Annotated in this window: 24 protein-coding genes; 13 read left to right on the top strand and 11 right to left on the bottom strand. The window is 28.3% G+C overall.

What is annotated here, in order from left to right; translation table 11 throughout:
• Positions 1-142 precede the first annotated feature (142 nt).
• The 4 genes from RT575_RS00245 (at position 143) to RT575_RS00230 (ending at position 3543) form a co-directional block, all read left to right on the top strand.
• Positions 143-910 carry a TSUP family transporter gene (locus RT575_RS00245; RefSeq protein ID WP_313577899.1) on the top strand — a complete coding sequence of 256 codons (768 nt, stop codon included), beginning with the start codon at positions 143-145 and terminating at the stop codon, positions 908-910.
• Positions 911-1699 carry a hypothetical protein gene (locus RT575_RS00240; protein ID WP_313577897.1) on the top strand — a complete coding sequence of 263 codons (789 nt, stop codon included), beginning with the start codon at positions 911-913 and terminating at the stop codon, positions 1697-1699. It begins immediately after the preceding gene.
• 207 nt (positions 1700-1906) lie between these two features.
• The gene (locus RT575_RS00235; protein ID WP_313386768.1) at positions 1907-2521 is read left to right on the top strand and encodes a deoxynucleoside kinase; all 615 of its coding nucleotides are present in this window, start codon (positions 1907-1909) and stop codon (positions 2519-2521) included.
• 65 nt (positions 2522-2586) lie between these two features.
• Positions 2587-3543: an EamA family transporter gene (locus RT575_RS00230; RefSeq protein ID WP_313577894.1), complete on the top strand. Its 957-nt coding sequence runs from the start codon at positions 2587-2589 to the stop codon at positions 3541-3543.
• Between the two features lie 248 nt (positions 3544-3791).
• Here the strand turns inward: RT575_RS00230 and RT575_RS00225 are convergent, their stop codons facing one another.
• Both RT575_RS00225 and RT575_RS00220 read right to left on the bottom strand, forming a co-directional pair.
• Positions 3792-4373, bottom strand: coding sequence for a DUF5715 family protein (locus RT575_RS00225; RefSeq protein WP_313386766.1), 582 nt, complete (start codon positions 4371-4373; stop codon positions 3792-3794).
• A 44-nt stretch (positions 4374-4417) separates the two neighbouring features.
• Positions 4418-5062 (bottom strand): DUF5715 family protein, encoded by a 645-nt coding sequence (locus tag RT575_RS00220; protein WP_313577892.1) that lies wholly within the window; start codon positions 5060-5062, stop codon positions 4418-4420.
• A gap of 264 nt (positions 5063-5326) precedes the next feature.
• On the opposite strand from RT575_RS00220, the gene RT575_RS00215 reads away from it, so the two are divergent.
• The 5 genes from RT575_RS00215 (at position 5327) to lon (ending at position 12326) form a co-directional block, all read left to right on the top strand.
• On the top strand, positions 5327-6202 hold the full coding sequence (locus RT575_RS00215; protein ID WP_313386764.1) for a carbon-nitrogen hydrolase: 876 nt from the start codon (positions 5327-5329) through the stop codon (positions 6200-6202).
• Positions 6192-6920 (top strand): BlaB/IND/MUS family subclass B1 metallo-beta-lactamase, encoded by a 729-nt coding sequence (gene bla / locus RT575_RS00210; protein ID WP_313577890.1) that lies wholly within the window; start codon positions 6192-6194, stop codon positions 6918-6920. Before RT575_RS00215 ends, bla begins: the two co-directional genes overlap by 11 nt.
• 1 nt (position 6921) lies before the next feature.
• Positions 6922-7983, top strand: coding sequence for an agmatine deiminase family protein (locus RT575_RS00205; RefSeq protein ID WP_313577888.1), 1062 nt, complete (start codon positions 6922-6924; stop codon positions 7981-7983).
• Positions 7984-8095: 112 nt separating this feature from the next.
• Complete coding sequence (locus RT575_RS00200) at positions 8096-9361, top strand: ectonucleotide pyrophosphatase/phosphodiesterase (RefSeq protein WP_313577886.1); 1266 nt, start codon at positions 8096-8098, stop codon at positions 9359-9361.
• A 526-nt stretch (positions 9362-9887) separates the two neighbouring features.
• A complete protein-coding gene (gene lon, locus RT575_RS00195) occupies positions 9888-12326 on the top strand; it encodes an endopeptidase La (RefSeq protein WP_313577884.1) in 2439 nt (812 codons plus the stop codon).
• 225 nt (positions 12327-12551) lie between these two features.
• Here the strand turns inward: lon and RT575_RS00190 are convergent, their stop codons facing one another.
• Positions 12552-13736 (bottom strand): FtsX-like permease family protein, encoded by a 1185-nt coding sequence (locus RT575_RS00190; protein WP_313577882.1) that lies wholly within the window; start codon positions 13734-13736, stop codon positions 12552-12554.
• Entirely contained in the window at positions 13736-14095 is a 360-nt protein-coding gene (rbfA, locus tag RT575_RS00185) for a 30S ribosome-binding factor RbfA (RefSeq protein WP_313386758.1), read from the bottom strand. The genes RT575_RS00190 and rbfA overlap by 1 nt, the downstream gene beginning before the upstream one ends.
• 93 nt (positions 14096-14188) lie before the next feature.
• Between rbfA and RT575_RS00180 the strand changes: the two genes are divergently transcribed.
• The gene (locus tag RT575_RS00180; RefSeq protein WP_313577880.1) at positions 14189-14590 is read left to right on the top strand and encodes a group III truncated hemoglobin; all 402 of its coding nucleotides are present in this window, start codon (positions 14189-14191) and stop codon (positions 14588-14590) included.
• Between the two features lie 138 nt (positions 14591-14728).
• Here RT575_RS00180 and RT575_RS00175 read toward each other — a convergent pair whose 3' ends face one another.
• Together RT575_RS00175 and RT575_RS00170 are read right to left on the bottom strand one after the other, a co-directional pair.
• Positions 14729-15934, bottom strand: coding sequence for an exonuclease subunit SbcD (locus tag RT575_RS00175; RefSeq protein WP_313577878.1), 1206 nt, complete (start codon positions 15932-15934; stop codon positions 14729-14731).
• A 3-nt stretch (positions 15935-15937) separates the two neighbouring features.
• Positions 15938-16096, bottom strand: coding sequence for a hypothetical protein (locus RT575_RS00170; protein WP_313376597.1), 159 nt, complete (start codon positions 16094-16096; stop codon positions 15938-15940).
• Between the two features lie 127 nt (positions 16097-16223).
• On the opposite strand from RT575_RS00170, the gene RT575_RS00165 reads away from it, so the two are divergent.
• Entirely contained in the window at positions 16224-16355 is a 132-nt protein-coding gene (locus RT575_RS00165; RefSeq protein ID WP_313376596.1) for a 30S ribosomal protein THX, read from the top strand.
• A gap of 44 nt (positions 16356-16399) precedes the next feature.
• Here RT575_RS00165 and RT575_RS00160 read toward each other — a convergent pair whose 3' ends face one another.
• Positions 16400-16780, bottom strand: a complete 381-nt coding sequence (locus RT575_RS00160) for a hypothetical protein (RefSeq protein ID WP_313577876.1) — start codon at positions 16778-16780, stop codon at positions 16400-16402.
• A gap of 202 nt (positions 16781-16982) precedes the next feature.
• Between RT575_RS00160 and RT575_RS00155 the strand changes: the two genes are divergently transcribed.
• Positions 16983-17225 (top strand): hypothetical protein, encoded by a 243-nt coding sequence (locus tag RT575_RS00155; RefSeq protein ID WP_313386754.1) that lies wholly within the window; start codon positions 16983-16985, stop codon positions 17223-17225.
• Between the two features lie 56 nt (positions 17226-17281).
• Here the strand turns inward: RT575_RS00155 and lptB are convergent, their stop codons facing one another.
• From lptB to RT575_RS00140, 3 genes are read right to left on the bottom strand one after another with little or no spacing between them, the layout of a single operon-like run.
• A complete protein-coding gene (lptB, locus tag RT575_RS00150; RefSeq protein WP_313386814.1) occupies positions 17282-18010 on the bottom strand; it encodes an LPS export ABC transporter ATP-binding protein in 729 nt (242 codons plus the stop codon).
• A gap of 30 nt (positions 18011-18040) precedes the next feature.
• On the bottom strand, positions 18041-19402 hold the full coding sequence (locus RT575_RS00145) for a pyridoxal-phosphate dependent enzyme (protein WP_313577874.1): 1362 nt from the start codon (positions 19400-19402) through the stop codon (positions 18041-18043).
• Between the two features lie 33 nt (positions 19403-19435).
• The gene (locus RT575_RS00140) at positions 19436-20668 is read right to left on the bottom strand and encodes an FtsX-like permease family protein (protein ID WP_313577872.1); all 1233 of its coding nucleotides are present in this window, start codon (positions 20666-20668) and stop codon (positions 19436-19438) included.
• A 69-nt stretch (positions 20669-20737) separates the two neighbouring features.
• On the opposite strand from RT575_RS00140, the gene RT575_RS00135 reads away from it, so the two are divergent.
• Positions 20738-21961, top strand: a complete 1224-nt coding sequence (locus tag RT575_RS00135; protein WP_313577870.1) for a DUF1343 domain-containing protein — start codon at positions 20738-20740, stop codon at positions 21959-21961.
• A gap of 191 nt (positions 21962-22152) precedes the next feature.
• Here RT575_RS00135 and RT575_RS00130 read toward each other — a convergent pair whose 3' ends face one another.
• On the bottom strand, positions 22153-22719 hold the full coding sequence (locus RT575_RS00130; protein ID WP_313577868.1) for a DUF4920 domain-containing protein: 567 nt from the start codon (positions 22717-22719) through the stop codon (positions 22153-22155).
• Between the last annotated feature and the right edge of the window lies 1 nt (position 22720).

Genomic DNA, 22720 nt, shown 5'->3' with positions numbered 1-22720 from the left:
CTCAATGACCAATCAAAAAAGATATAGCAGAAAGCACGGTGCGAAGCAATTGCTCAAAAAATAAACATAATTTTTAAAAAGTTTAGATAACTTGATTTATAAATACCATTTTTGATTTATACATTTACTGAAATTTTATGAATTGGAAATAGAAATTTTATTTTACCTATGTACAGCAGCTTTTTTTGCTGGTTTTATAGATTCTATTGTTGGTGGAGGCGGATTGATACAAACACCTTTATCTCTTGCTTTTTTACCAAATTTACCTGCTTCAACAGTTATAGGTACTTTAAAAATTCCGGCATTTAGTGGAACAGCAACAGCAACAATTCAATACTTAAAGAAGGTAAAAATAGATTGGAAGTTATTTTGTTATATGGCTTTCTTTTCATTTATTTCGGCTTTCTTGGGTTCTCAATTACTAACTGTGGTTAGCAATGATTTCATAAAACCTTTACTTCTTGTAATTTTGATATTATTAGCTATTTACACGATATTCAAAAAAGATTTTGGTCAAGCAAAAGAACGTAAACTATCTCCAAAAACAGTCATAATAAATGGTTGTATCGTTAGTATAATTGTTGGATTTTATGATGGTTTTATCGGTCCTGGGACTGGAACATTTTTTATTTTAGGATTTATCACATTGTTAGGAATGGATTTTCTAAAAGCAAGTACAAATGCCAAATTAATAAACCTTGCTACCAATTTTGGTTCTATTTGTTTATTTTTAATAAAAGGACAAATTATATGGAAGATAGCATTACCAATGGCTATTTGTAACGCCTTAGGAGGATTTGTTGGTGCAAAACTAGCAATAAATAAAGGAAATAAATTTATTCGTATCATCTTTATCTTGGTTATCCTATTATCTATTTGTAGATTTGGTTACGAAGTTATTTTCAATTAGATGAGAGTTATATATACCATTCTATTTTTATCGATATACTCAATTTGTTTTTCACAAAATTTTGAGTTAAAAGATTCTATTATCATTAATAATCAAACTGTAAAAACAGTAGATACTGATTTAAATAATTCTATTTACCTTATATCTGATTCTAAAATAGAAAAAAGATTTACAACTGATAAACAAAATAGAATTGTAGATCTTAAAAATATTCTGTTGACAGTAGACACAAGTAATCCATTGCGTTTATATGCGTATACAAATTTCAATCGATTAAATATTCTTGATGAAAACTTAAGCCCAATACAAGATCCTATCAAATTTAATACAAGTGATTATTTACCAATTGCCCTACGAGTTGTAGACAATCAATTTTGTTGGTTTTATGATATGATCGAAAATAAACTGGTACAATATAATTATCAGATGCAAAAACCTATTTTAACGTCCAAACAAATTTATCTTAAAAATGATGACCAATCGATTGAGAAAATTCATAGTTATCGAAATCTTATCTATCTAAAAAGTCAAAATACAATCTATGTTTACGACGATTATGCAAACTTTAAATATGCTGTAGAACTAAATACCAATAACAATCCTTATTATTTTTATAAAGACTCTATTTTTTATATTGATAACAATCGATTAATTAATAAAAATATTACCACAAAAGTTTCTACATCTTATTTAGATGTAAAAAATACCAAAAGTATTGCTTTTAATGAAAGTAATTTTTATCATTTTAACGGTTCAGTTCTTAATATTTATTCAATTAAATATCCTTAAAAAAACATTTTTAATCAAACAAAACTAAATCTTGTAATAAAAAAAATAAACTCAAATAAATAAAAATTAGTTTTTTATTCTGAAAAATTTAAGAAATATTAAGTAATTATTTTTTTGTAAAAAAAGATTTTTCTATGAGTTTACTCAAGAGATTTTGTTTTCAGATTTTAGGTTTAGTATATTTGCAAACGTTAAAAAAATTGTAAAATGCATATCGCCATAGCAGGAAATATTGGAGCAGGAAAAACCACTCTAACAAAGCTTTTAGCAAAACAATATAATTGGACAGCTCAATTTGAAGATGTAGAAATGAACCCTTATTTGGATGATTTCTATAATGATATGGAAAAATGGGCTTTCAATCTTCAAATATATTTTTTAGGGAGTCGTTTTAATCAAGTAAAAGAAATTAGAGAAAGTGGTAAAGATATTATTCAAGATCGTACCATATATGAAGATGCTCATATTTTCGCTAGTAATTTAAATGATATGGGATTATTATCTACACGTGATTACAACAACTATCTTCGTGTTTTTAATTTAATGACTGGTTTTGTAGAATCTCCAGATTTATTAATTTACTTAAAAGCTTCTATTCCTACTTTAGTTGCTCAAATACAAAAAAGAGGAAGAGATTATGAAAACTCTATCAGTATTGATTATTTAAGTCGATTAAATGAAAAATATGATAAATGGATCTCTAATTATAAAGAAGGAAAAGTATTAGTTATTGATGTAGATAACTTAGATTTTGTAGAAAATAAAGAAGATTTAGGTTTTATTTTTGATAAAATTGAAGGTGAAATCAATGGTCTTTTTTAATTGAAAAATATAGTACGTTATAGGGCTTGATTTTTTCGAATCAAGCCATTTTTTTGAAAAAAATTATGGAAAATAAAAATATTTTAAAGGGAGTTTTATTTGTTGCAATGGGTGCAAGCTTCTATGGAATGTTAGCCACTTTTGTTAAAGTAGCCTACGAACAAGGTTATACAACAGCAGAAGTTACAACGTCTCAATTTGTTTTAGGAATTATAATTCTTGGAATTGTAAATCTTATTATGAAAAGTCAAATGACATTACCGAAAGTAGAAAAAAAAGATAAAAGAAAATTAATGATTGCTGGAACATCATTAGGTTTCACTAGTTTATTTTACTACTTATCTGTACAATATATAAATGTCTCTATTGCAATAGTATTACTAATGCAAACTGTTTGGATCAGTATTCTTGTAGAAGCTATATTAGCTAAACAATTTCCATCTGCAAAAAAAATAATTGCTGTTATTTTAGTTTTATTTGGAACCATTTTAGCAACAAACTTAGTGAATCAAGAAGTTGAATTAAATCCTAAAGGAATTTTTTGGGGATTTCTAGCTGCATGTTCCTTTACAACTACAATGTTTACATCAAATAGTATGGCGAATTATTTACCTCCTTACAAAAAAAGTTTATGGATGCTTTATGGTGGATCTTTTGTAATCGTTATATTTTTAATATTTAGTCAAATTGGTCCATACTATTCAGAAAATTTATTAAATTTTTATAAAAATGTATCCAATGATACCGCAAGTATTCATCCATTTAATTTTAGTATTTTTACTAATTGGGGTATATTTTTAGCAGTTTTTGGAACTGTGTTACCTCCTATTTTATTAAATAAAGGATTTCCTCACACAGGTTTAGGTTTAGGAAGTATCGTTTCATCATTAGAGTTACCTGTTTCTGTAACAATGGCATTTATTGTATTACAAGAAAAAGTGCTACCAATACAATGGACTGGTATAGCAATTATAATATTTGCTATTATTCTTTCAAATTTAAATTTTAAGAAAAGTAAATAAAACTAAAAACGCTCATTTAATTTTTTAAATGAGCATTTTTAGTTTATATTATTGATGTTGAATCAAATGTAACGTAAAATTTAACTGAGTATCTTTCTGATTTATATAATCATTGTAAGATTGAAAAACATTATAATCTGGTATAATACCCGTTCTAGAAAAAACATAAACAATTATACTTCATAAACTTTATTGTTTATATCAAATATACAAATTACTATATAACACAAAAAAAACGTTCGAAATTATTAATAATTTCGAACGACTATATGAAAACATCTTATTTTAGATTCTTTTACATAATATATTTTACCAGTTTTAACATAAGTCTGTAAAACTTTTTCTAAAGCCTTTTCCAATTTAGCATCTGGTCTTATTTTATGATTAAAACGAACATAAGAAATATCAAATGCTGAACCAAAATTGTGAGAACTATCATTTGATGAAGCGTTAGAATTAATTCCTCTTAACCTGTTCTGATCATGCAAAGTACGAGTTAAAGAAGTAACTACAAAAAAATTTTGTCCTGTTGATTTAACAAAATCTCTAGCTATATTTCTTAATACATCTCTACCTTTTGGTACAAGATAAGAGTGACTATGTGTTAAATTTCCTAATCTCCAACCATAACCACGCTGTTGTATTTTCACTAGATTTCCTTTACTAACATATCTATTAAGTTGTTTATCAGTTCTTATTAATTCAATTTTATGAGATTTAGCCGCATTGAGATGTTGAATATACTCTTTAGAAGGTTCTATAACAACCCGCTTTTGCGCTAAAACACTAAATGAAAAACTAAATAAAAATAAACCAATAATAAACCTCATAAACTATATATTCTCTACAAAAATAGAAAAAGATTTATTAATTCTTACATTGTTGTAGAGCTTGATTGATTAGGATTACGAACTGTTACATGAAAACAATGCTGTCTATATTCTTTTATATAATAAATTTCACCATTATCTTGCATTTTTTTCAGTATAACTTCTAAGTTATCTCGATTTGTTTTACTGTACGTATACTTATCATTAAATTTAGTATAAGATAAATCAAAAGCTGCCCCATAATTATGAGCACTATCACCTTTTGCTGCATTACTATTAACACGACGTAAACTAGATTGACTTTCTTCTGATCGAGTTAATGAAGTTACTGTAATTGTTGCATTATTTTCTTCTAAAAACTTTTTTGAAATTTTTTCTAAAATAGATTTAGCTTTAGGATTTAAAAAAGCCTTACTATGTGTTAATTTATCAATTTTATAACCATTTCCTTCTTCAGGTACTGCGATTAATTTTTTCATAATAACAAAACCTTCTATTTCATCAAAATTTTCCACTGGAGGCATTTCAAAAGATTTTGCTGCGATTAAATGATCGCTATATGTAACACTTTTTGCTACAACTGCTGACGAAGAACTAGCTTCATTTTCAGCTAAAAGATAACTTTCTTGGCTTTGTGCTGACACAAATATTCCGCAACAAAAACAAGAAAGTGCAATTAATTTTTTCATTTAATAAATATTTACTACATCACAAAAGTAAAAGATACGATTTGATAAGAAGTTGTTAAAATATATAATATTTATATAAAAATGTTTAAAATTTTCTTAAAAAACAAATTTAACATGTAAATAATGTAGCATTTTAGTGCTTTTTATAATAAATGAAAATAACAAACTCATTTCTAAAAATATTACAAAACCGTTTCTTACATTCCATCATCTTGTTTTTATTCCTTATTTTTGTACTTTATATTTATTGATACTATATATTAAATGGCAAAAGTAAAAGTTGGTTTAGTACAAATGACTTGTACAAAAGACAAACAAGAAAATTTGAATAAAGCAATAGAGCAAGTAAAAATTGCTGCTGCTAAAGGTGCACAGATCGTATGTTTACAAGAATTATTTACATCTCTTTATTTTTGTGATGTAGAAGACTATGATAATTTTGATTTAGCAGAAGCTATTCCTGGTCCATCTACGGATATTTTATCTGAAGTAGCAAAAGAATTAGGAGTTGTAATTATCGCATCATTGTTTGAAAAAAGAACTCAAGGTTTATACCATAATACAACTGCTATTTTAGATGCAGATGGAACTTATTTAGGGAAATACCGTAAAATGCATATTCCTGATGATCCAGCTTTTTATGAAAAATTTTATTTCACTCCAGGAGATTTAGGTTATAAAGTTTTTGAAACTAAATTTGGAAAAATTGGTGTTTTAATTTGTTGGGATCAATGGTATCCTGAAGCTTCTCGTATCACAGCATTAATGGGTGCTGATATTTTATTTTATCCTACAGCCATTGGTTGGGACACAACACAAGATGAAGAAACAAACAAAGACCAATACAATGCTTGGCAAACTATACAACGTTCTCATGCTGTTGCAAATGGTGTTCCTGTTGTATCTGTAAATCGTTGTGGTTTCGAACAAGATGGTGCTATGAAATTTTGGGGAGGTTCTTTTGCAACAAATGCACAAGGTCGCCTTTTGTATTTAGCTTCACATGAAAATGAAGAAACTGAAGTTATAGAATTAGATCTTAACGAATCTGACTATTTCAGAAAACATTGGCCTTTTTTACGTGACCGTAGAATTGATTCTTACCAACCAATTACAAAGCGTTTTATAGATGAAGATTAATCAATATCTAAAAAAAATTACTATTGGTTTTTCTTTATTTTCAGGAACTGTTTTAATGGCTCAAGAAAAACCTTTAATTATTCAAGAAGTAAATCCTCATCTTTATGTTCATACAACATATAACATTTTCAATGGAAAAAATTTTTCAGCCAATGGAATGTATTTAATAACAAAAGATGGTGTTATTCTTTTTGATACACCATGGGATAAAACTCAATATCAAACAATACTAGATACGATTCAAGAACGTCATCATTTACCTGTGATTGCCGTTTTTGCAACTCATTCTCATGAAGATCGTTCAGGAGGATTTGATTATTATAATCAAATGGGAATACCTACCTATGCTACTAAGCAAACGAATGAAATTTTAAGAAAAAATAATCAAGCGACTTCTACCAATGAAATTGTATTAGGAAAAACATATCGTTTTGGAGGAGAAAAATTCATTGTAGAATATTTTGGAGAAGGACATACTATAGATAATACTGTCGTTTGGTTCCCTAAATATAAAATTCTTGATGGTGGATGCTTAGTTAAAAGTGCTGAAGCTAAAAATTTAGGTAATATTGCAGATGCAAACGTTGAAGCATGGCCAATTACTATAAATAAATTAAGAGAAAAGCATTCTAAGATTATACAAGTTGTTCCTGGTCATGATAATTGGAATTTGAATGGTCATTTAGAAAATACAACTAAACTTTTAAATAAAAATTAAATTGAAAACAATAGATACATCTAAATTCCCGAAAGATTTAGGTTATAGATTTCCTGCCGAGTGGGAAAAACACGAAGCAACATGGTTATCTTGGCCACATAAAGAAGAATCTTGGCCAGATAGAATACATTTAATTTATCCTTCATATTCTCAATTCATAGCAGAATTATCAAAAGGAGAAAAAGTACGTATCAACGTTAAAAATGAGGAAATGAAAGCATTTGCTTTATCTCATATAGAAAAAACTGATGCTGATTTATCTCAAATTGAATTCTTTTTTCATGAAACTAATGATGCTTGGTGTAGAGATCATGGACCAGCATTCTTAATTAATAAAGACAACAAAGAGAACCCTAAAGTTATCGTAGATTGGGGATTTAATGCTTGGGGAGGTAAATATCCACCGTTTGAAAATGATGATGTTATCCCAACTAAAATCGCTGAAGCTTTTCATCTTCCTGTTTTTTATCCAAACATTATTATGGAAGGTGGTTCTGTAGATTTTAATGGAAAAAATACATTACTTACTTCTAAATCTTGTTTATTAAACGAAAACAGAAATCCACAATATTCTCAGGAAGAAATTGAGCAATTTTTGAAAAACTATTATGGTGTTTCTCAAATTCTTTGGGTAGAAGACGGTATTGTTGGTGACGATACAGATGGACATGTAGATGATACTATCCGATTTGTAAATGAAGATACTGTAATAACTGTTGTAGAAACAGACGAAGATGATGATAATTACGAATTATTACAAGTAAACCTTCAACAATTAAAAAAGATGCGTTTACTAGATGGTCGTTCATTAAATATTATAGAATTACCAATGCCTGATGCTGTTTATTGCGAAGGAGAACGTTTACCAGCTTCGTATGCTAATTTTTATATTGCAAATCATGCTGTAATTGTACCTACATATCGTTGTGCAAAAGATGCTATTGCATTAGATATTATACAAAAATGCTTTCCTGACAGAAAAGTTGTTGGAATAGATTCTACAGATATTATTTGGGGATTAGGATCATTTCATTGCCTAAGTCAGCAAGAACCAAAAATATAACTAATTAGAAAACCGATTATAAAAATAATCGGTTTTATTATACTAACCTAAATTATTTTCTTGACAATTATTTAATCTCAAATTATAGTAAAACTTTATAACTTTGGAAAACATGAAAAAAATAATTCTAAGTATACTTTCTGTTGTTGCTCTATCAACTTCAGTTACTACAAGTGCACAAGAAACAGAAAAACAAATTGTTGTAGAAAATCGCACAAATGATGTTAAACAACAAGATAAACCATATGTTATTCTTATTTCAGCTGATGGATTCAGAAATGATTATGCTAAAAAATATGCTGCTAAAAATTTATTAGCTCTATCAGCTTCAGGAATTACATCAGAAGCAATGATACCTTCATTTCCTTCTATTACATTTCCTAATCATTACACATTAGTTACCGGGCTTACTCCACCACATCATGGTTTAGTAGGAAATAGTATGTATAATAGAGAAACTGGTGAAAGATATTCTCTTGGAAATAAAAAAGCTGTATCTAATCCTAGTTGGTATGGTGGTATTCCTATCTGGAATTTGGCAGAAGAAAACAAAATGTTATCAGCATGTTACTATTGGCCAGGATCAGAAGCTCCAATCAATAACATCTACCCTACTTATTCTTATGCATATTCAGAAAAATCTCCAATAGATTTTCGTATTCAACAAGTTGTTGATTGGTTAGAACTACCAGCTGAAAAACGCCCACATTTAATCACTTTTTATTTTCCTGAAGTAGATCATGCTGGACATTCATTTGGACCTGATGCAAAAGAAACAGAAGAAGCTGTACATTTTGTTGATGAATCTGTAAAAAAATTAAATGATGCTGTTGCTAAAACTGGTCTTAATGTAAACTTTGTATTCGTATCTGATCATGGAATGATAAGAATTGATGATAAAAATCCTTTAAAGCTTCCTATTAAAATAGATGACAATAAAGTAAAAGTTGTTTCTAATGGATCTTATGTCAGTCTTTTTGTAGAAAATGGAAAAGATATCAATACAATCTATAAAGAAATAAAAGCTACAAAAACAGATAAATATGATGTTTTTAAAGCAACTGATGTTCCTGCAAAATACAAATTCAGTAAAAAAGATGATTATCATAACCGCATAGGTGACATCATATTAATTGCTCATGCTCCAAATTATTTCTCTAACAATAAACCTCCAAAAGGTTCTCACGGATTTTTTACTGAAGAAACACCAGAAATGAAAGCAACATTTTATGCTTGGGGACCAAGTTTTAAATCAGGAAAAGAAATAAAAGCTTTCTCTAATACAGAAGTTTATCCAATGCTAGCAAAATTACTTGGATTACAAATTCAAGGTAAAATTGATGGAACAAATCAACTTGCCAATGATATTTTAAAATAATTATTTTAAAAAATATATAATGAATGTTCTAATAGATTAATTTTTATTAGAACATTTTTTTTGGCAATCACTTCGTACCACGCTTTTTGTTACAATCTTTTTAGATTGGTTCATTAAATGAATAAATAAATTCATCCAATCTAAAAAGGATTTCCACGTCAATCGTTATTGCAAATTCATTATAAGTAATAAAAATCGTTCAACTCTATAAAAAAATGCTTCATAGAGAACTGATTATCCAACAAACATAACTTTTAAAAGTTATGTTTGTTGGATACTTTGGAATAACAACTCGTATAAAACAATATAAAATGTTGTATTTTTTATCAATAATAGTAAATTTAAAATAAGTATAAAATAGTAGTAATTCTGCCATTTATTTTTATTGGCATACGGTTTGACTTATTAAATCTGTCTTTATTAGAAATGAAAAAGATAAATAAAATAAAGTGCCTACGCACTTTATTTCTATAATAAATAGTCAGTACTATTTTTATTACTGACACTTTGAACGTTTAGTAAAATTATGAATATAGACAATTTGTCATTAGCACAAGTAATGGAAGAAGAAATCGAATTAATTCCTTTGATGAGTAAAGACGAGGAAAACAAGTTAAATAAACAAGAAATATCTTCTGTTTTACCTATTTTATCATTAAGAAATACTGTCTTATTTCCTGGCGTAGTTGCTCCAATTACAGCGGGAAGAGATAAATCTATAAAACTTTTAACACAAGCATATAAAGAGGATCGTGTGATTGGAGTATTATCTCAAAAAGATATCTCTAATGAAGATCCAAAACCTGAAGAATTATATAAAGTTGGTACAGTAGCCAAAATTATGCGAATGATAAAATTACCTGATGGAAACATTACAGTGATTTTACAAGGAATGAAACGCTTTAAAATAAAAGAATTTATTACAGAAGATCCTTTTTACAAAGCAGAAGTTGAAATTTTAACAGAAAAAGTTCCTACATCTCGCAACAAAGAATATCCTATTATTATAGATTCTATACGCGATTTAGCTTTTCAAATCGTGGAAGAAAATCCTATGCTACCATCTGAAGCTGCTGGAGCAATAAAAAGTATAGAAAGTAACACATTTTTAATCAATTTTGTTGCTTCTAATTTAACCTTGGATATTCATGAAAAACAATTACTTCTTGAAGTTTCTGATATAAAACTTCGAGCAATAGAAGTAATGCGTTTTATGAATCTTGAGTTAAAGAAACTTGAATTAAAAAATACAATTCAGAACAAAGTTCGTAAAGAATTAGATCAACAACAAAAAGAATACTTTCTAAATCAGCAAATAAAATCTATTCAAGAAGAACTAGGAGGAAATTCTACTGAGGAAGAAATAAATGAAATGCGAAAAAAAGCACTGAAGAAAAATTGGAGCGAAGAAGTAGCAAATCATTTCGAAAAAGAAATCAATCGTCTTTCTCGTCTTAATCCTCAGATGCCAGAGCATAACATTCAACGTAATTACTTAGAATTAATGCTAGATTTACCTTGGAACGATACAACAAAAGATAATTTTGATATCAAACATGCTAAAAAGGTTTTAGATCATGATCATTATGGTTTAGAAGATGTAAAAGAACGTATTCTTGAACATTTAGCTGTTCTAAAATTAAAAGGAAATATGCGTTCACCAATTCTTTGTTTATACGGCCCTCCTGGTGTTGGTAAAACATCATTAGGAAAATCTATTTCAGAAGCAATTGGTCGTAAATACGTTCGTATGTCTTTGGGTGGATTACATGACGAATCTGAAATTAGAGGACATAGAAAAACCTACATAGGTGCAATGCCAGGTCGACTTTTACAATCTATAAAAAAATCAGAATCTTCTAATCCTGTTTTTGTATTAGATGAAATAGATAAAATGACTGCTAGCGCACACGGAGATCCTTCATCAGCAATGTTAGAAGTACTTGATCCTGAACAAAATTCTACTTTCTATGATAATTTCTTAGAAATAGGATATGATTTATCCAAAGTATTTTTTATTGCGACAGCTAACAATGTAAGTGATATTCCAAGTCCATTGAGAGATCGTATGGAAATGATTAATATTGCTGGATATACAATTGAAGAAAAAGCAGAAATCGTAAAACGTCATTTACTTCCTAAACAATTATCTGAACATGGATTAAAAGAAAAAGATATTGTTTTAGGTAAAAAAGAAATTGAATTTTTAATTACTGGCTACACAAGAGAAGCTGGTGTTAGAAATCTTAATCAAAAAATAGCTAAATTAGTTCGTTCAGCAGCTAAACATATAGCTCTTGAAGAAGAATTTAATGCAAAATATTCTATTACTGATATTTCTAAAATTTTAGGACCTTCAATTACTTCAGACCAATATGAGAATAACGAAGTTCCTGGTGTAGTTGTTGGATTAGCTTGGACAAGCGTTGGTGGTGATATTTTATTCATAGAATCTATATTATCTAAATCAAAAAATGGAGGACTTTCAATCACAGGAAATTTAGGTACTGTTATGAAAGAATCTGCAACTATAGCATTAGAATACATAAAATCTCATGCAGATGAATTAGGTATAAATCAAGAAGTATTTGATAATTACAAGGTTCATATTCACGTTCCTGAAGGTGCAACACCAAAAGATGGTCCTTCTGCCGGAATTACAATGCTGACTTCTTTAGTTTCTACATTTACACAACGTAAAGTAAAAGCTAAATTAGCAATGACAGGAGAAATCACATTACGTGGGAAAGTATTGCCTGTTGGTGGAATAAAAGAAAAAATATTAGCTGCAAAACGTGCAAATATTAAAGAAATTATTCTTTGTGAAGATAACAGAAAAGACATTGAAGAAATAAAAGCTGATTATATAAAAGGAATCACTTTCCATTTTGTAAAAGAAATGAAAGAAGTTCTTGATATTGCTATTACTGATCAAAAAGTAAAAGACGCAAAAGAATTAAATTAATCATCTTAGTTTATAAAATACAAAAAGTGGAGCTCAATTTAGAGCTCCACTTTTTGTATTTTTAAGTATTTTATTAATTATTTGGGCGTTCGAGCAGGCTTTCCGTTTCAATCTTTTCTAATTGCTCATTGAATTGAAATATAAATGCACCCAATTAGAAAAGGATTTCCTCTACAATCCCTAACGCAAAACTTTAATTTCCACTACTCTATTTTATCAAAAACTTTATTTAACCTGTCTAGAAACTATCCAAGAAACAAAACTTCCTAATCCTAAAACAGTAACAATTACTGCAGCAAAATTCTGTACAGAAAATATAAATGGAAATGGTACTGTTACAGATGCCATTATCAAACCAAAATTAATTTGTAATAAACCTATAATTGATGCAATTAATAATCCCATAAACATAGCAATAAATGTAATTATGAAACCTGTATTGAAAAATATATTTCGAATACTTTTTCTTGACATTCCAAAACTTGTCATTGTTTGTATTTCTTTCTTTTTATCTAAGATTAAAATAACAATTGTTCCAGCTAAATTAAAACATGCTATAATGATAACTAAAGTAAAAATTAAGTAACTTATTAAGTTTTCTATATTCATTACTTTCAGAAAAGCTGAATCTAAATCTTGTCTTGTTTCTATTTTATAATTAGAACCAAGAGAATTTTGTAGTTCATTTTTTATTGCATTAAATGATTTTTTACCGTCGGTTTTTATTTCGATTGCATAACACTCATTCGTATCAAATTGTAATAACTCTTGGGCTAAACCTAATGTAGTAAATATGTATTTATCATATTGGTCATTCAACATAAAAACACCCACACTATAAGCTTCTTTTTTAGTAAAAGCATCACTTTCTTGTTTCAGAAGTCCCGTTCCTGCTTTTGGCATTAGCAAATCAGCAGGAGTTATAACATCTATATACAATTGTAAACGATCTGCTATTCCACTGGAAACAATAAAATTATCATTACGTTTAAAATCCAAAAATTCTCCTCCATAAATTACTGTATCCAAACGAGTAACTTTAGTAAAATTTTCATCAATCCCTTTCAGATAAGCAATATCTTGTTTTCCTTTATAATCGATGTATACTTTTTCTTCTATAACTTTAGAAAAAGCTTTGATATCTTTTTGCTTTTGTAAAACGTCTACAACATAAGTTAAGCTGTCTAATGTTTTACCTTTTGCTGGAGAAATTTTCAATTCAGGGTTTACATTGCTGTAATACTTTAAATTCATTTTTTCTAAACCTGAAAAAACAGATAAAATAATGAATAAAGCTGCTGTTGCAACCAAAATTGCACATACCGCGATAAATGCAATAATATTTACTGCATTTGTGTTCGTTTTCGAAAAAATATAGCGTTTAGCAATGTAAAGTGAAATATTCTTCATTATAAGATTGGATTGTTACCTTCTCCTTTTAATGCTTTATCAATTTTGTCCATTTCATCTAAAGAATTATCTAAAATGAAAATTAATTCTGGTGTAATACGCATTTTTTTAGAAGCTCCATTTGATAAAATCCCTCTAAAAAATGGAATATTTTTTTTGATTTCTTTAAATATTTCCTCTTTTCTGTTATTAGGAAAAATACTTACATATATTTTAGAAACTCCTAAATCTGGCGTTACCTTAACTTCTGTAACACTAATGATGTTACCTGGAAATTCTGAAATTGCCCATTTTCTGAAAGCTTCTGCTAATTCTTCTTGAAATAATTTACTTACTTTTTGTTGTCTATTACTATCCAATTTAATTCTTTTTATTCAGCCGTAAAATTACTGCATTTTTTTGTGATTAAAAACATTCCTTGTTTGAATTAAGTTCTTTGTAAATTTGTAACTATGAAAAAAGACATCGAAACTTCTGAGGACGTTGCATTATTGGTAAATACTTTTTATGATAAAGTACAACATGATGATGTTATTGGGCATTTTTTTTCGGATGTAGCAAAAGTAAATTGGGATGAACATTTACCACATATGATTCAGTTTTGGGAAACTGTATTGTTAGGTAAATCTACTTTCGAAGGCTGGCCGATGAGAACACATCTTGTTCTTCATCAGAAAGAAAAACTATTACCTCATCACTTTGATCATTGGATTGAATTGTGGTTTGGTATTGTAGATAATCTTTTTAAAGGAGATATTGCAAATGAAGCTAAAAATAGAGCTAAAATTATGCGTGAATTAATTTTGTTTAAGATTGACAAAATGGAAAATAATAATAGAAATATTATTCAATAATTTAATTCGCAAAAACGATTGACGTGTAAATCCTTTTATAAAAACAAACAACATTCTTGAAACAACTATTATTGTTTGTTTTTATAAAAGATTGTAACAAAAAGCGTGTACCGAAGGTTTTGCCCAAATAAAAAAATATTATTCGTTTAGAATTTCGTTGAATAAGTTTTTTAAATCATCGTTGGGTTCTTGATTTGCATTTTTGGATTTGAAATAATCGTGGAATAAATCGTGAATATTTTGATCTAAATTAATTTCTGTCGAATTTGAGGCTACAATCCCTGTATTTTTTACTTTTGGAATAAGATAAATGATTCCTTGATGAGTTTGATAAATTAATTTGCGCTCGTCGGCAGTTAAAAAACTTTCACTTTCTAGCGTTAATTCAACCAAAGCGTTTTTATTTTCGCTAAGCCAAGCAACTGCATTATCTATATTATCAAAGGTTTTTCGGATCAAAGGTTTACCATTTTCTAAAGCTATTTTTTTGTAACTAGCTTCTTTATTTGGTTCTAAATCTACAATAGTTACATATTTTGTTTGCCCTGCTTCGCTGAAACTGTAGCATAATGGCGACGAACTATAGATAACTGGTTTTTCTTCTGTCCCTATATTCTTGTGACCGTGGATATGTCCTAATGCTGTATATTGTATTTGAGAAGGAATAGCATCTGAATAAATCATGTCTGCATTACCAATTTTGATTGGCTTCTCTCCCTCTGGTTCCTCTATAAGTTCTTTTCCACGCTGATTCATATACAAATGAGTCGTTAAAAGATTAACTCCTCTTGTATCACAAAACTGGTCAGAAATAATTTTCCAATTCTCTGCTAAAACTTTATTTAAAGCATCTTCTTTATTTTCACCAAGATATTGTTTTAGTCGAATTTCGTTGGCATACGGAGTATGTAAAATTCTTATAGGATAAGAATATGCTTTGAATTGTATTTCTAGAAAACCTTCATTAGAGTTTATAATCTCCCAATTTGGTAATTGTATTGGTTGTACAATTGCATTGGGATAACCAATAAGTAATATTCCACATTCGCGAGCCAATGGATCTGGTGCATCGATAAGATTTGGAGAATCGTGATTTCCTGCAATCGCAATCACAGGTCTTTTTCCATCAGCAGAAAGACGTTTTAATGTTTTATAAAATAATTCTACAGCTTCTACACTTGGGTTGAAATTATCGAACAAATCACCTGCAACAACAATTAAATCTACTTGTTCGTGGTTTGCTATTTCAACAATCTCTTGCATAACAAGAATTTGTTCCTCTAATCTAGAAAAATTATCTAATCTTTTACCTAAGTGCCAATCTGCTGTGTGTAGAATTTTCATGTATTAATTATCTTTTTCAGTAGAGTTTTCTTTCTGATTCATTTGTTGAATAATCTCTTTTAAACGAGCTTTACGTCCAGCTTCTGCATCTTTAACCTTTTTTCTTTGTTGAGCTTTTTTAGCTTTTACTCTTTTCTTATTTGCTTCTGTATTTCTACTCATTTTGGCTATTTAAATCTTTTTGCAAAGCTAAGTTATTTCTTAAAAAAATGTCAATCTTTTGTCTTCTTAATTAGAAATTACTAAATTGTAATTGAATAATCGAATTTATTAATTTAAAACATTACTAATGGGAAAAGGAGATAAAAAATCGAGAAGAGGAAAAATTGTTAACGGTTCTTATGGAGTAAAACGTCCTCGTAAAAAATATTATTACGAAGATGAAGTTGTAGAAACAAAATCGTCATCTAAAAAAGGATAAAAACAATTTTTTGAGCTGAAAATCAATAATGATTTTCAGCTTTTTTATTGATTACATTTTTTTAATTTATTCCAATCTTTATCATTTATTATTAAAGGTTTATTATAAAGTGGATCTGCCATATTTTCTTCATAGGCACTTTTATTTTTAACATCAATAGTAAACCAATTAGAATTATAATCCCTATCTGGATAATGCTGTACTAAAACTAATTGATAAATATTTTTTTCTGTTCCATAAAATTGAATTCCATAACCGGTTCCTCCATTTTCTTTTATTTTTTTATCCCAATCTTTTGTAATTTGTTCTACATAAGAATTTTCTGAAAGTAATTTTGCAGCAAGACTTTCACATTTTTCTTTATTTTGAGCATTGACTTGAAAAATGAATAAAACCGTAATTATACAAAAAAATATATGCTTCATTTTATCTATTAAATTTCTTTACGCTAATACAAGTAAATATCTGTAAAACATATTTATTTTACAACTTAAATTCTTCTTTATTTAATCTATTAGAAATACCAAAATATAGACGTAAAATGTATTATTTTTTTTACATTGACTTTATTTTTAAAGAATAATGTTATAGTTTTGCCCATCGGTTATAGATTTAGGTTAGGTAAAGATGAAGCATAATGATTTGGAAATAAATCGTTTAATAGAACGGTTAGAGGCTTTGGGTGTTGTAGTCAAAAAAATAGAAAGTTCAGGATATGGTAGTATGCTAAATTTTGAAATGACATATCAATTACCAAACGATGATGGTGTTCAAACTATAAGTTTTAGACGTTTTGATATACAAGATGTCTATTTACACTTCAAGGAGACTACAAATACAAAAGGAAATTTACTTTTTGTTAGTTTATAAAAAAAGGTCAATTACAAAAAATGTAATTGACCTTTATTATTTAAATTAAAATAATTTTATATCTGCTGATACATAAAGTTTTCACCAAGATAAACACGACGAACATCTTCGTCATTTGCTAATTCTTCTGGTGAACCTTCTTTTAATATTTTACCTTCAAACATAATATATGTTTTATCGGTAATTGCTAAAGTTTGTGATACGTTGTGGTCAGTAATCAAAATTCCAATATTCTTATCTTTTAATGAACGTACAATTTTTTGTATATCTTCTACTGCAATAGGATCAACTCCAGCAAAAGGTTCATCTAATAAAATAAAATTAGGTTCTGTTGCTAAACAACGAGCTATTTCACATCGTCTACGTTCACCACCTGATAACAAATCTCCTCTATTTTTACGAACATGCTCTAAAGAAAATTCTTCAATTAAAGCATCTGTTCGCATTTGTTGTTCTTTCTTTGAATATTTTGTGAATTGCAAAACAGATTTTACATTATCTTCTACAGAAAGTTTTCTAAATACAGAAGCTTCTTGTGCTAAATAACCGATACCTTTTTGAGCACGTCTATACATTGCATCACTTGTAATATCTTGTTTATCTAAAAAAACTTTCCCTTGTGTTGCTTTTACTAAACCAACAATCATATAGAAGGAAGTCGTTTTACCAGCCCCGTTTGGACCAAGTAAACCAATAATCTCTCCTTGTTCTACTTGAAAAGATACATCTTTAACTACGTGTTTTTTACCGTAGTCTTTTATTAAATTCTGTCCTCTTAATACCATTCCCATATTGGTTCAAAGATAAGATTTTTGTTATTTAATTGAGTTAATAATATCATATTTTGTTATAATATGATGTTTTCCATTTTCTAATTCAATTAAAACAGCTTGATTATCTTTTGTAATTAACTTAGAAACTTTATCAATCGATGTACCTGATTTTACAATAGGAAAAGGTTTCCCCATGATTTCACGAATAGGTTTATCTGCAACATTTCTATCTTCTAAAAAAGCTTGGAATAAATCTGATTCATCTAAAGATCCAACAAAACCATTGATATCCATTACTGGAATTTGTGAAATTTTATAACGACGCATACGATCAATTGCATGAGAAGCTAATTCTTCTGTACGAACAGTTAACAAAGGTTTTTCTACATGTTCTTCAATTAAGTCTAATGCAGTTTTTACTTCTTCGTCTAAGTAACCACGGTCTCTCATCCAATCATCATTGAATATTTTTCCTATGTAACGAGAACCTGAGTCATGAAATAGAACTACAACAATATCATCAGGACCAAATTCATCTTTCATTTGTAATAATCCTTTAATTGCTGAACCAGAAGACATTCCTACAAATAAACCTTCCTCTAAAGCTAATCTACGAGTATAAACTGCAGCATCTTTATCAGTTACTTTTGTAAAACCATCAATCAAATCAAAATTTACATTTTTAGGTAAGATATCTTCACCTATTCCTTCTGTTACATAAGAATAGACTTCATTTTCATCGAAAATACCAGTTTCTTTATATTTTTTGAAAACTGATCCGTACGTATCAACTCCCCAAATTTTTATATTTGGATTTTTTTCTTTTAAGTATTTTGCAACACCTGATATTGTTCCTCCTGTACCAACACCAACTACAAAATGAGTTATTTTTCCTTCTGTTTGTTCCCAAATTTCTGGTCCAGTTTGCTCATAATTTGCTTGTGCATTCGATGGATTATCATATTGATTTACATACCATCCATTTGGTGTTTCTTCAGCTAATCTTTTAGAAACAGAATAATAAGAACGTGCATCATCTGGTTCTACATCTGTAGGACAAACAACTACTTTTGCTCCCACAGCGCGTAAGATATCCATTTTTTCTTTTGACTGTTTATCTGTAATCACACAAATTAATTTGTATCCTTTTACAATAGCCGCCAATGCCAATCCCATTCCTGTATTACCTGAAGTACCTTCTATAATTGTACCTCCGGGAACTAGTCTACCATCTTTTTCAGCATCTTCTACCATCTTAAGAGCCATTCTATCCTTGCAAGAATGTCCTGGATTAAAATACTCAACTTTTGCAAGTACATTACAAGGTAAATCCTTTGTAATTTTATTGATTTTAACCAATGGTGTATTTCCTATTGTTTCTAAAATATTATTAGCGTATTTCATTTTTTTCTGTTTTTTTATTAAAATAATGAATTATTATCTAAAATTAATTGCTTTCGCAGGTGTAATTTTAGAAATCATATACGAGGGCAAAAGTAATACAATTGCGGAAACTAATAAAGCCCAAACGTTCAATAAAATTATAGAATTTATATCAAAGTATACTGGTGCTATAGATAAATAGTAGTTTTCGGCAGGAAGTTTAACTATTCCGAAATATTTTTGTATGAATAATATTCCCAAACCTATCACATTACCAGCAATTAATCCTGGTAACATTATAAATAAAGCATAATTAATGAATAATTTTCTAATTCGCCAATTTGTTGCTCCAAACGCTTTTAATATTCCAATAGAATGTGTTCTTTCTAAAATTAATATTAATAAAACCATGACCATATTAATTACAACAACAAATAACATAATAAAAACAATAATTACTATGTTTTTATCGAAGATAGAAATCCAATCATTAATTTGAGCAAATGTAGCTGTAGCTGATTCTGCAAAAAGATTATATGGTATATTACGTTGTACTTTATCTGTAATAGGATCTATTTTTTCTACATCATTTACAAATAATTCAAAATTACCAACAGTTGAGCTATCCCATCTATTAAGGTGCTGAACATGTTTTATATCGCCCAACATAATTTGGTCATCAAAATTTTTGATATCCGTTTTAAATAAACCAGAAATTTTAAAACGTCTATAAATTGGTTTCATATCTTCTTGTTGGATAAAATACATCACAAATGAACTATCAACATCAAGTTTCATTTCATCAGCAATTTTTTTAGAAAGCAAAACTTCATCAACAATAGAATCTTTATTTACCTTGGGAAAACTCCCTTTTATCATAAATTTTTGGAAACGAATTGAATCATAATCTGTACCTACTCCTTTAAAAATAACTCCACTAAAATTTTCTTTTGTTCGTATAACACCACTTTTATTAGCTATCGCTTGTACATGAACAATTTCTGGAACCTGAGGAAATTTCGGATAAAACTTTTGATGAATTGATAATGAATCTGAATTAAGAGATGTATTACTATTGTAATTTTTTATGATTATATGTCCATTAAAATCAGCTAACTTCTCCTTTATTGCTTTTCTTGCTCCAACCCCCGTAGAAATTGTAACCAATGAAACAATTAATCCCAATGCTACAGAAATTTGAGAGATTCTAATTATAATACTTGATAAGTTATTTTTACTATTTTTACCAAGCGCAATTTTTTTTGAAAACCACCAAGAAAAGTTCAATTTATTTTTAATTTTTATAAGTTTAAAATGAATGATTTAATGCCATAATTTTTCAAATACTAAAATGAAATGAAAAACTTGTTCAAATATACATCAATTGCTTTACTTAGCTCTGCTATTTTTTTTAGCCTTCCAATAAATTTATCTGCACAAAATAAAAATAATAACACTACAGTTCATAATACAAATATTGTTGTTGGTGCAGAAAATTATAAAGCATATTTACCTGAACTTAAAGGAAAAAAAGTTGGATTAGTATCCAACCAAACAGGAATTGTAACAATTAATAATAAGACTACACATATTCTTGATTTTTTATTGAATAATGAAATAGATGTTGTTAAACTTTATTCTCCTGAACATGGTTTTCGTGGTGATGCTGATGCTGGAGCAAAAGTGAAATCTGGAACAGATACAAAAACTGGTTTACCGATCATTTCTCTTTATGGAGATAATAAAAAACCAAAAGCAGATCAACTAAAAGATATCGATATATTAATTTTTGACATGCAAGATGTTGGTGTTAGATTTTACACTTACATTTCTACTTTACATTATGTCATGGAAGCAGCAGCAGAAAATAATAAAAAGATTATTGTAATGGACAGACCAAATCCTAATGCACATTATGTAGATGGTCCTGTAATGAAAGATGAATACAAATCTTTTGTAGGAATGCATAATGTACCTATTGTATATGGAATGACAATTGGTGAATATGCAAAGATGATTAATGGAGAAAAATGGTTAGCAAATGGTATAAAAACAGATTTAGAAGTTATACCATTATTAAATTATACACATCAAACAACTTACGATTTACCTATAAAACCATCTCCTAACCTACCGAATGCACATGCTATCAATTTATATCCTAGTACATGTCTTTTTGAAGGTACAAATGTAAATGAAGGTCGAGGAACTACAATTCAATTTCAGGTTTATGGTTCTCCATTTCTTAAAAATATGCCTTTTTCTTATACACCAACTTCTCGAGATGGAGCAACAAATCCTAAGTTCAAGAATGAAGTTTGTTTCGGAGAAGATTTGTCGAATGTTCCACTACAAAATTCTATTAATTTAAGTTGGTTAATTAAGGCCTACAAAAGCAATACAAAACAACCTTTTTGGACTAAAAATGGAAATAAATTATGGATTGATCAGTTAGTAGGTACAGACGAATTACGCAAACAAATAGAGCAAGGTTTGACAGAAGATAAAATAAAAGAAACTTGGCAAAAAGACTTAACTAATTTTAAAAAAATTAGACATAAATATTTAATTTACAAGTAATTAAAGTTATTTGTCATTTTATAAAAAACGAATAGAATTACAAAATTGAATATTTAAAATACAATACCGATAGTAATAAAAATACTTTTATAAACGGATATTGAAAATCTTGAAAATATCCGTTTATAAAAGATTGTAATGAATAGCGGGATCCGAAGGAATTACCCAAAGAATAATTGTTATTCTTATTCTTAATTTTGTTTTAAATAAACACCATCTGCTTCGAAATTATAAAGTAATTGAGGTTTTGTTATTTTTGCAATTTCCTCTTTAGATTTACCTTCATCTTCTGCATAATGACGTAATTTAGCTACAGATAATTCACTTACAAATGCTTTACCATGAACTACAACATTAGATTTTTCTCCATCTAAAGGCATAAAAAACGCATAATCTTTGAAACGTACAAAAGATTGTTCTTCTCCTTTACCAAGATCAACTCTCATCCAACATCCTTTCTTTTTACAAACAGATTCTATTGTAGATACAAATTGTATATTATTGACAACATCTCCGTTTTTCATGTTATCATATAGATTTCCTAATTCGTTCTTTGTAAGTGTATTTTTAATATCAAAAGATTCTCCAAAAACGTCATAATCATTTAAATTTTCAATTTTTGCAGTTCCATTATTTATAATTTTAGACTGTGATTTTGAAATTTTTTCTGTCTTTGCTTTTTCTACTTTATTTGTTTGTGCATTGACTGATAATGTAAAAGTTAATAGTATTAAAGAAGCGAATATAGTTTTTCTCATG

Source organism: Chishuiella sp. (assembly GCF_032109125.1).
GTDB lineage: Bacteria > Bacteroidota > Bacteroidia > Flavobacteriales > Weeksellaceae > Empedobacter.
This window is presented reverse-complemented; position numbering and strand designations above follow the sequence as displayed.

What these genes read in the sequence shown, in the direction of transcription:
- RT575_RS00240 (WP_313577897.1), top strand. Translation starts at nt 911, where the DNA reads ATGAGAGTTATATATACCATTCTATTTTTATCGATATACTCAATTTGT.
- RT575_RS00235 (WP_313386768.1), top strand. Translation starts at nt 1,907, where the DNA reads ATGCATATCGCCATAGCAGGAAATATTGGAGCAGGAAAAACCACTCTA.
- RT575_RS00230 (WP_313577894.1), top strand. Translation starts at nt 2,587, where the DNA reads ATGGAAAATAAAAATATTTTAAAGGGAGTTTTATTTGTTGCAATGGGT.
- RT575_RS00225 (WP_313386766.1), bottom strand. Translation starts at nt 4,373, where the DNA reads ATGAGGTTTATTATTGGTTTATTTTTATTTAGTTTTTCATTTAGTGTT.
- RT575_RS00220 (WP_313577892.1), bottom strand. Translation starts at nt 5,062, where the DNA reads ATGAAAAAATTAATTGCACTTTCTTGTTTTTGTTGCGGAATATTTGTG.
- RT575_RS00215 (WP_313386764.1), top strand. Translation starts at nt 5,327, where the DNA reads ATGGCAAAAGTAAAAGTTGGTTTAGTACAAATGACTTGTACAAAAGAC.
- bla (WP_313577890.1), top strand. Translation starts at nt 6,192, where the DNA reads ATGAAGATTAATCAATATCTAAAAAAAATTACTATTGGTTTTTCTTTA.
- RT575_RS00200 (WP_313577886.1), top strand. Translation starts at nt 8,096, where the DNA reads ATGAAAAAAATAATTCTAAGTATACTTTCTGTTGTTGCTCTATCAACT.
- lon (WP_313577884.1), top strand. Translation starts at nt 9,888, where the DNA reads ATGAATATAGACAATTTGTCATTAGCACAAGTAATGGAAGAAGAAATC.
- RT575_RS00190 (WP_313577882.1), bottom strand. Translation starts at nt 13,736, where the DNA reads ATGAAGAATATTTCACTTTACATTGCTAAACGCTATATTTTTTCGAAA.
- RT575_RS00180 (WP_313577880.1), top strand. Translation starts at nt 14,189, where the DNA reads ATGAAAAAAGACATCGAAACTTCTGAGGACGTTGCATTATTGGTAAAT.
- RT575_RS00175 (WP_313577878.1), bottom strand. Translation starts at nt 15,934, where the DNA reads ATGAAAATTCTACACACAGCAGATTGGCACTTAGGTAAAAGATTAGAT.
- RT575_RS00170 (WP_313376597.1), bottom strand. Translation starts at nt 16,096, where the DNA reads ATGAGTAGAAATACAGAAGCAAATAAGAAAAGAGTAAAAGCTAAAAAA.
- RT575_RS00165 (WP_313376596.1), top strand. Translation starts at nt 16,224, where the DNA reads ATGGGAAAAGGAGATAAAAAATCGAGAAGAGGAAAAATTGTTAACGGT.
- RT575_RS00160 (WP_313577876.1), bottom strand. Translation starts at nt 16,780, where the DNA reads ATGAAGCATATATTTTTTTGTATAATTACGGTTTTATTCATTTTTCAA.
- RT575_RS00155 (WP_313386754.1), top strand. Translation starts at nt 16,983, where the DNA reads ATGAAGCATAATGATTTGGAAATAAATCGTTTAATAGAACGGTTAGAG.
- lptB (WP_313386814.1), bottom strand. Translation starts at nt 18,010, where the DNA reads ATGGTATTAAGAGGACAGAATTTAATAAAAGACTACGGTAAAAAACAC.
- RT575_RS00145 (WP_313577874.1), bottom strand. Translation starts at nt 19,402, where the DNA reads ATGAAATACGCTAATAATATTTTAGAAACAATAGGAAATACACCATTG.
- RT575_RS00135 (WP_313577870.1), top strand. Translation starts at nt 20,738, where the DNA reads ATGAAAAACTTGTTCAAATATACATCAATTGCTTTACTTAGCTCTGCT.
- RT575_RS00130 (WP_313577868.1), bottom strand. Translation starts at nt 22,719, where the DNA reads ATGAGAAAAACTATATTCGCTTCTTTAATACTATTAACTTTTACATTA.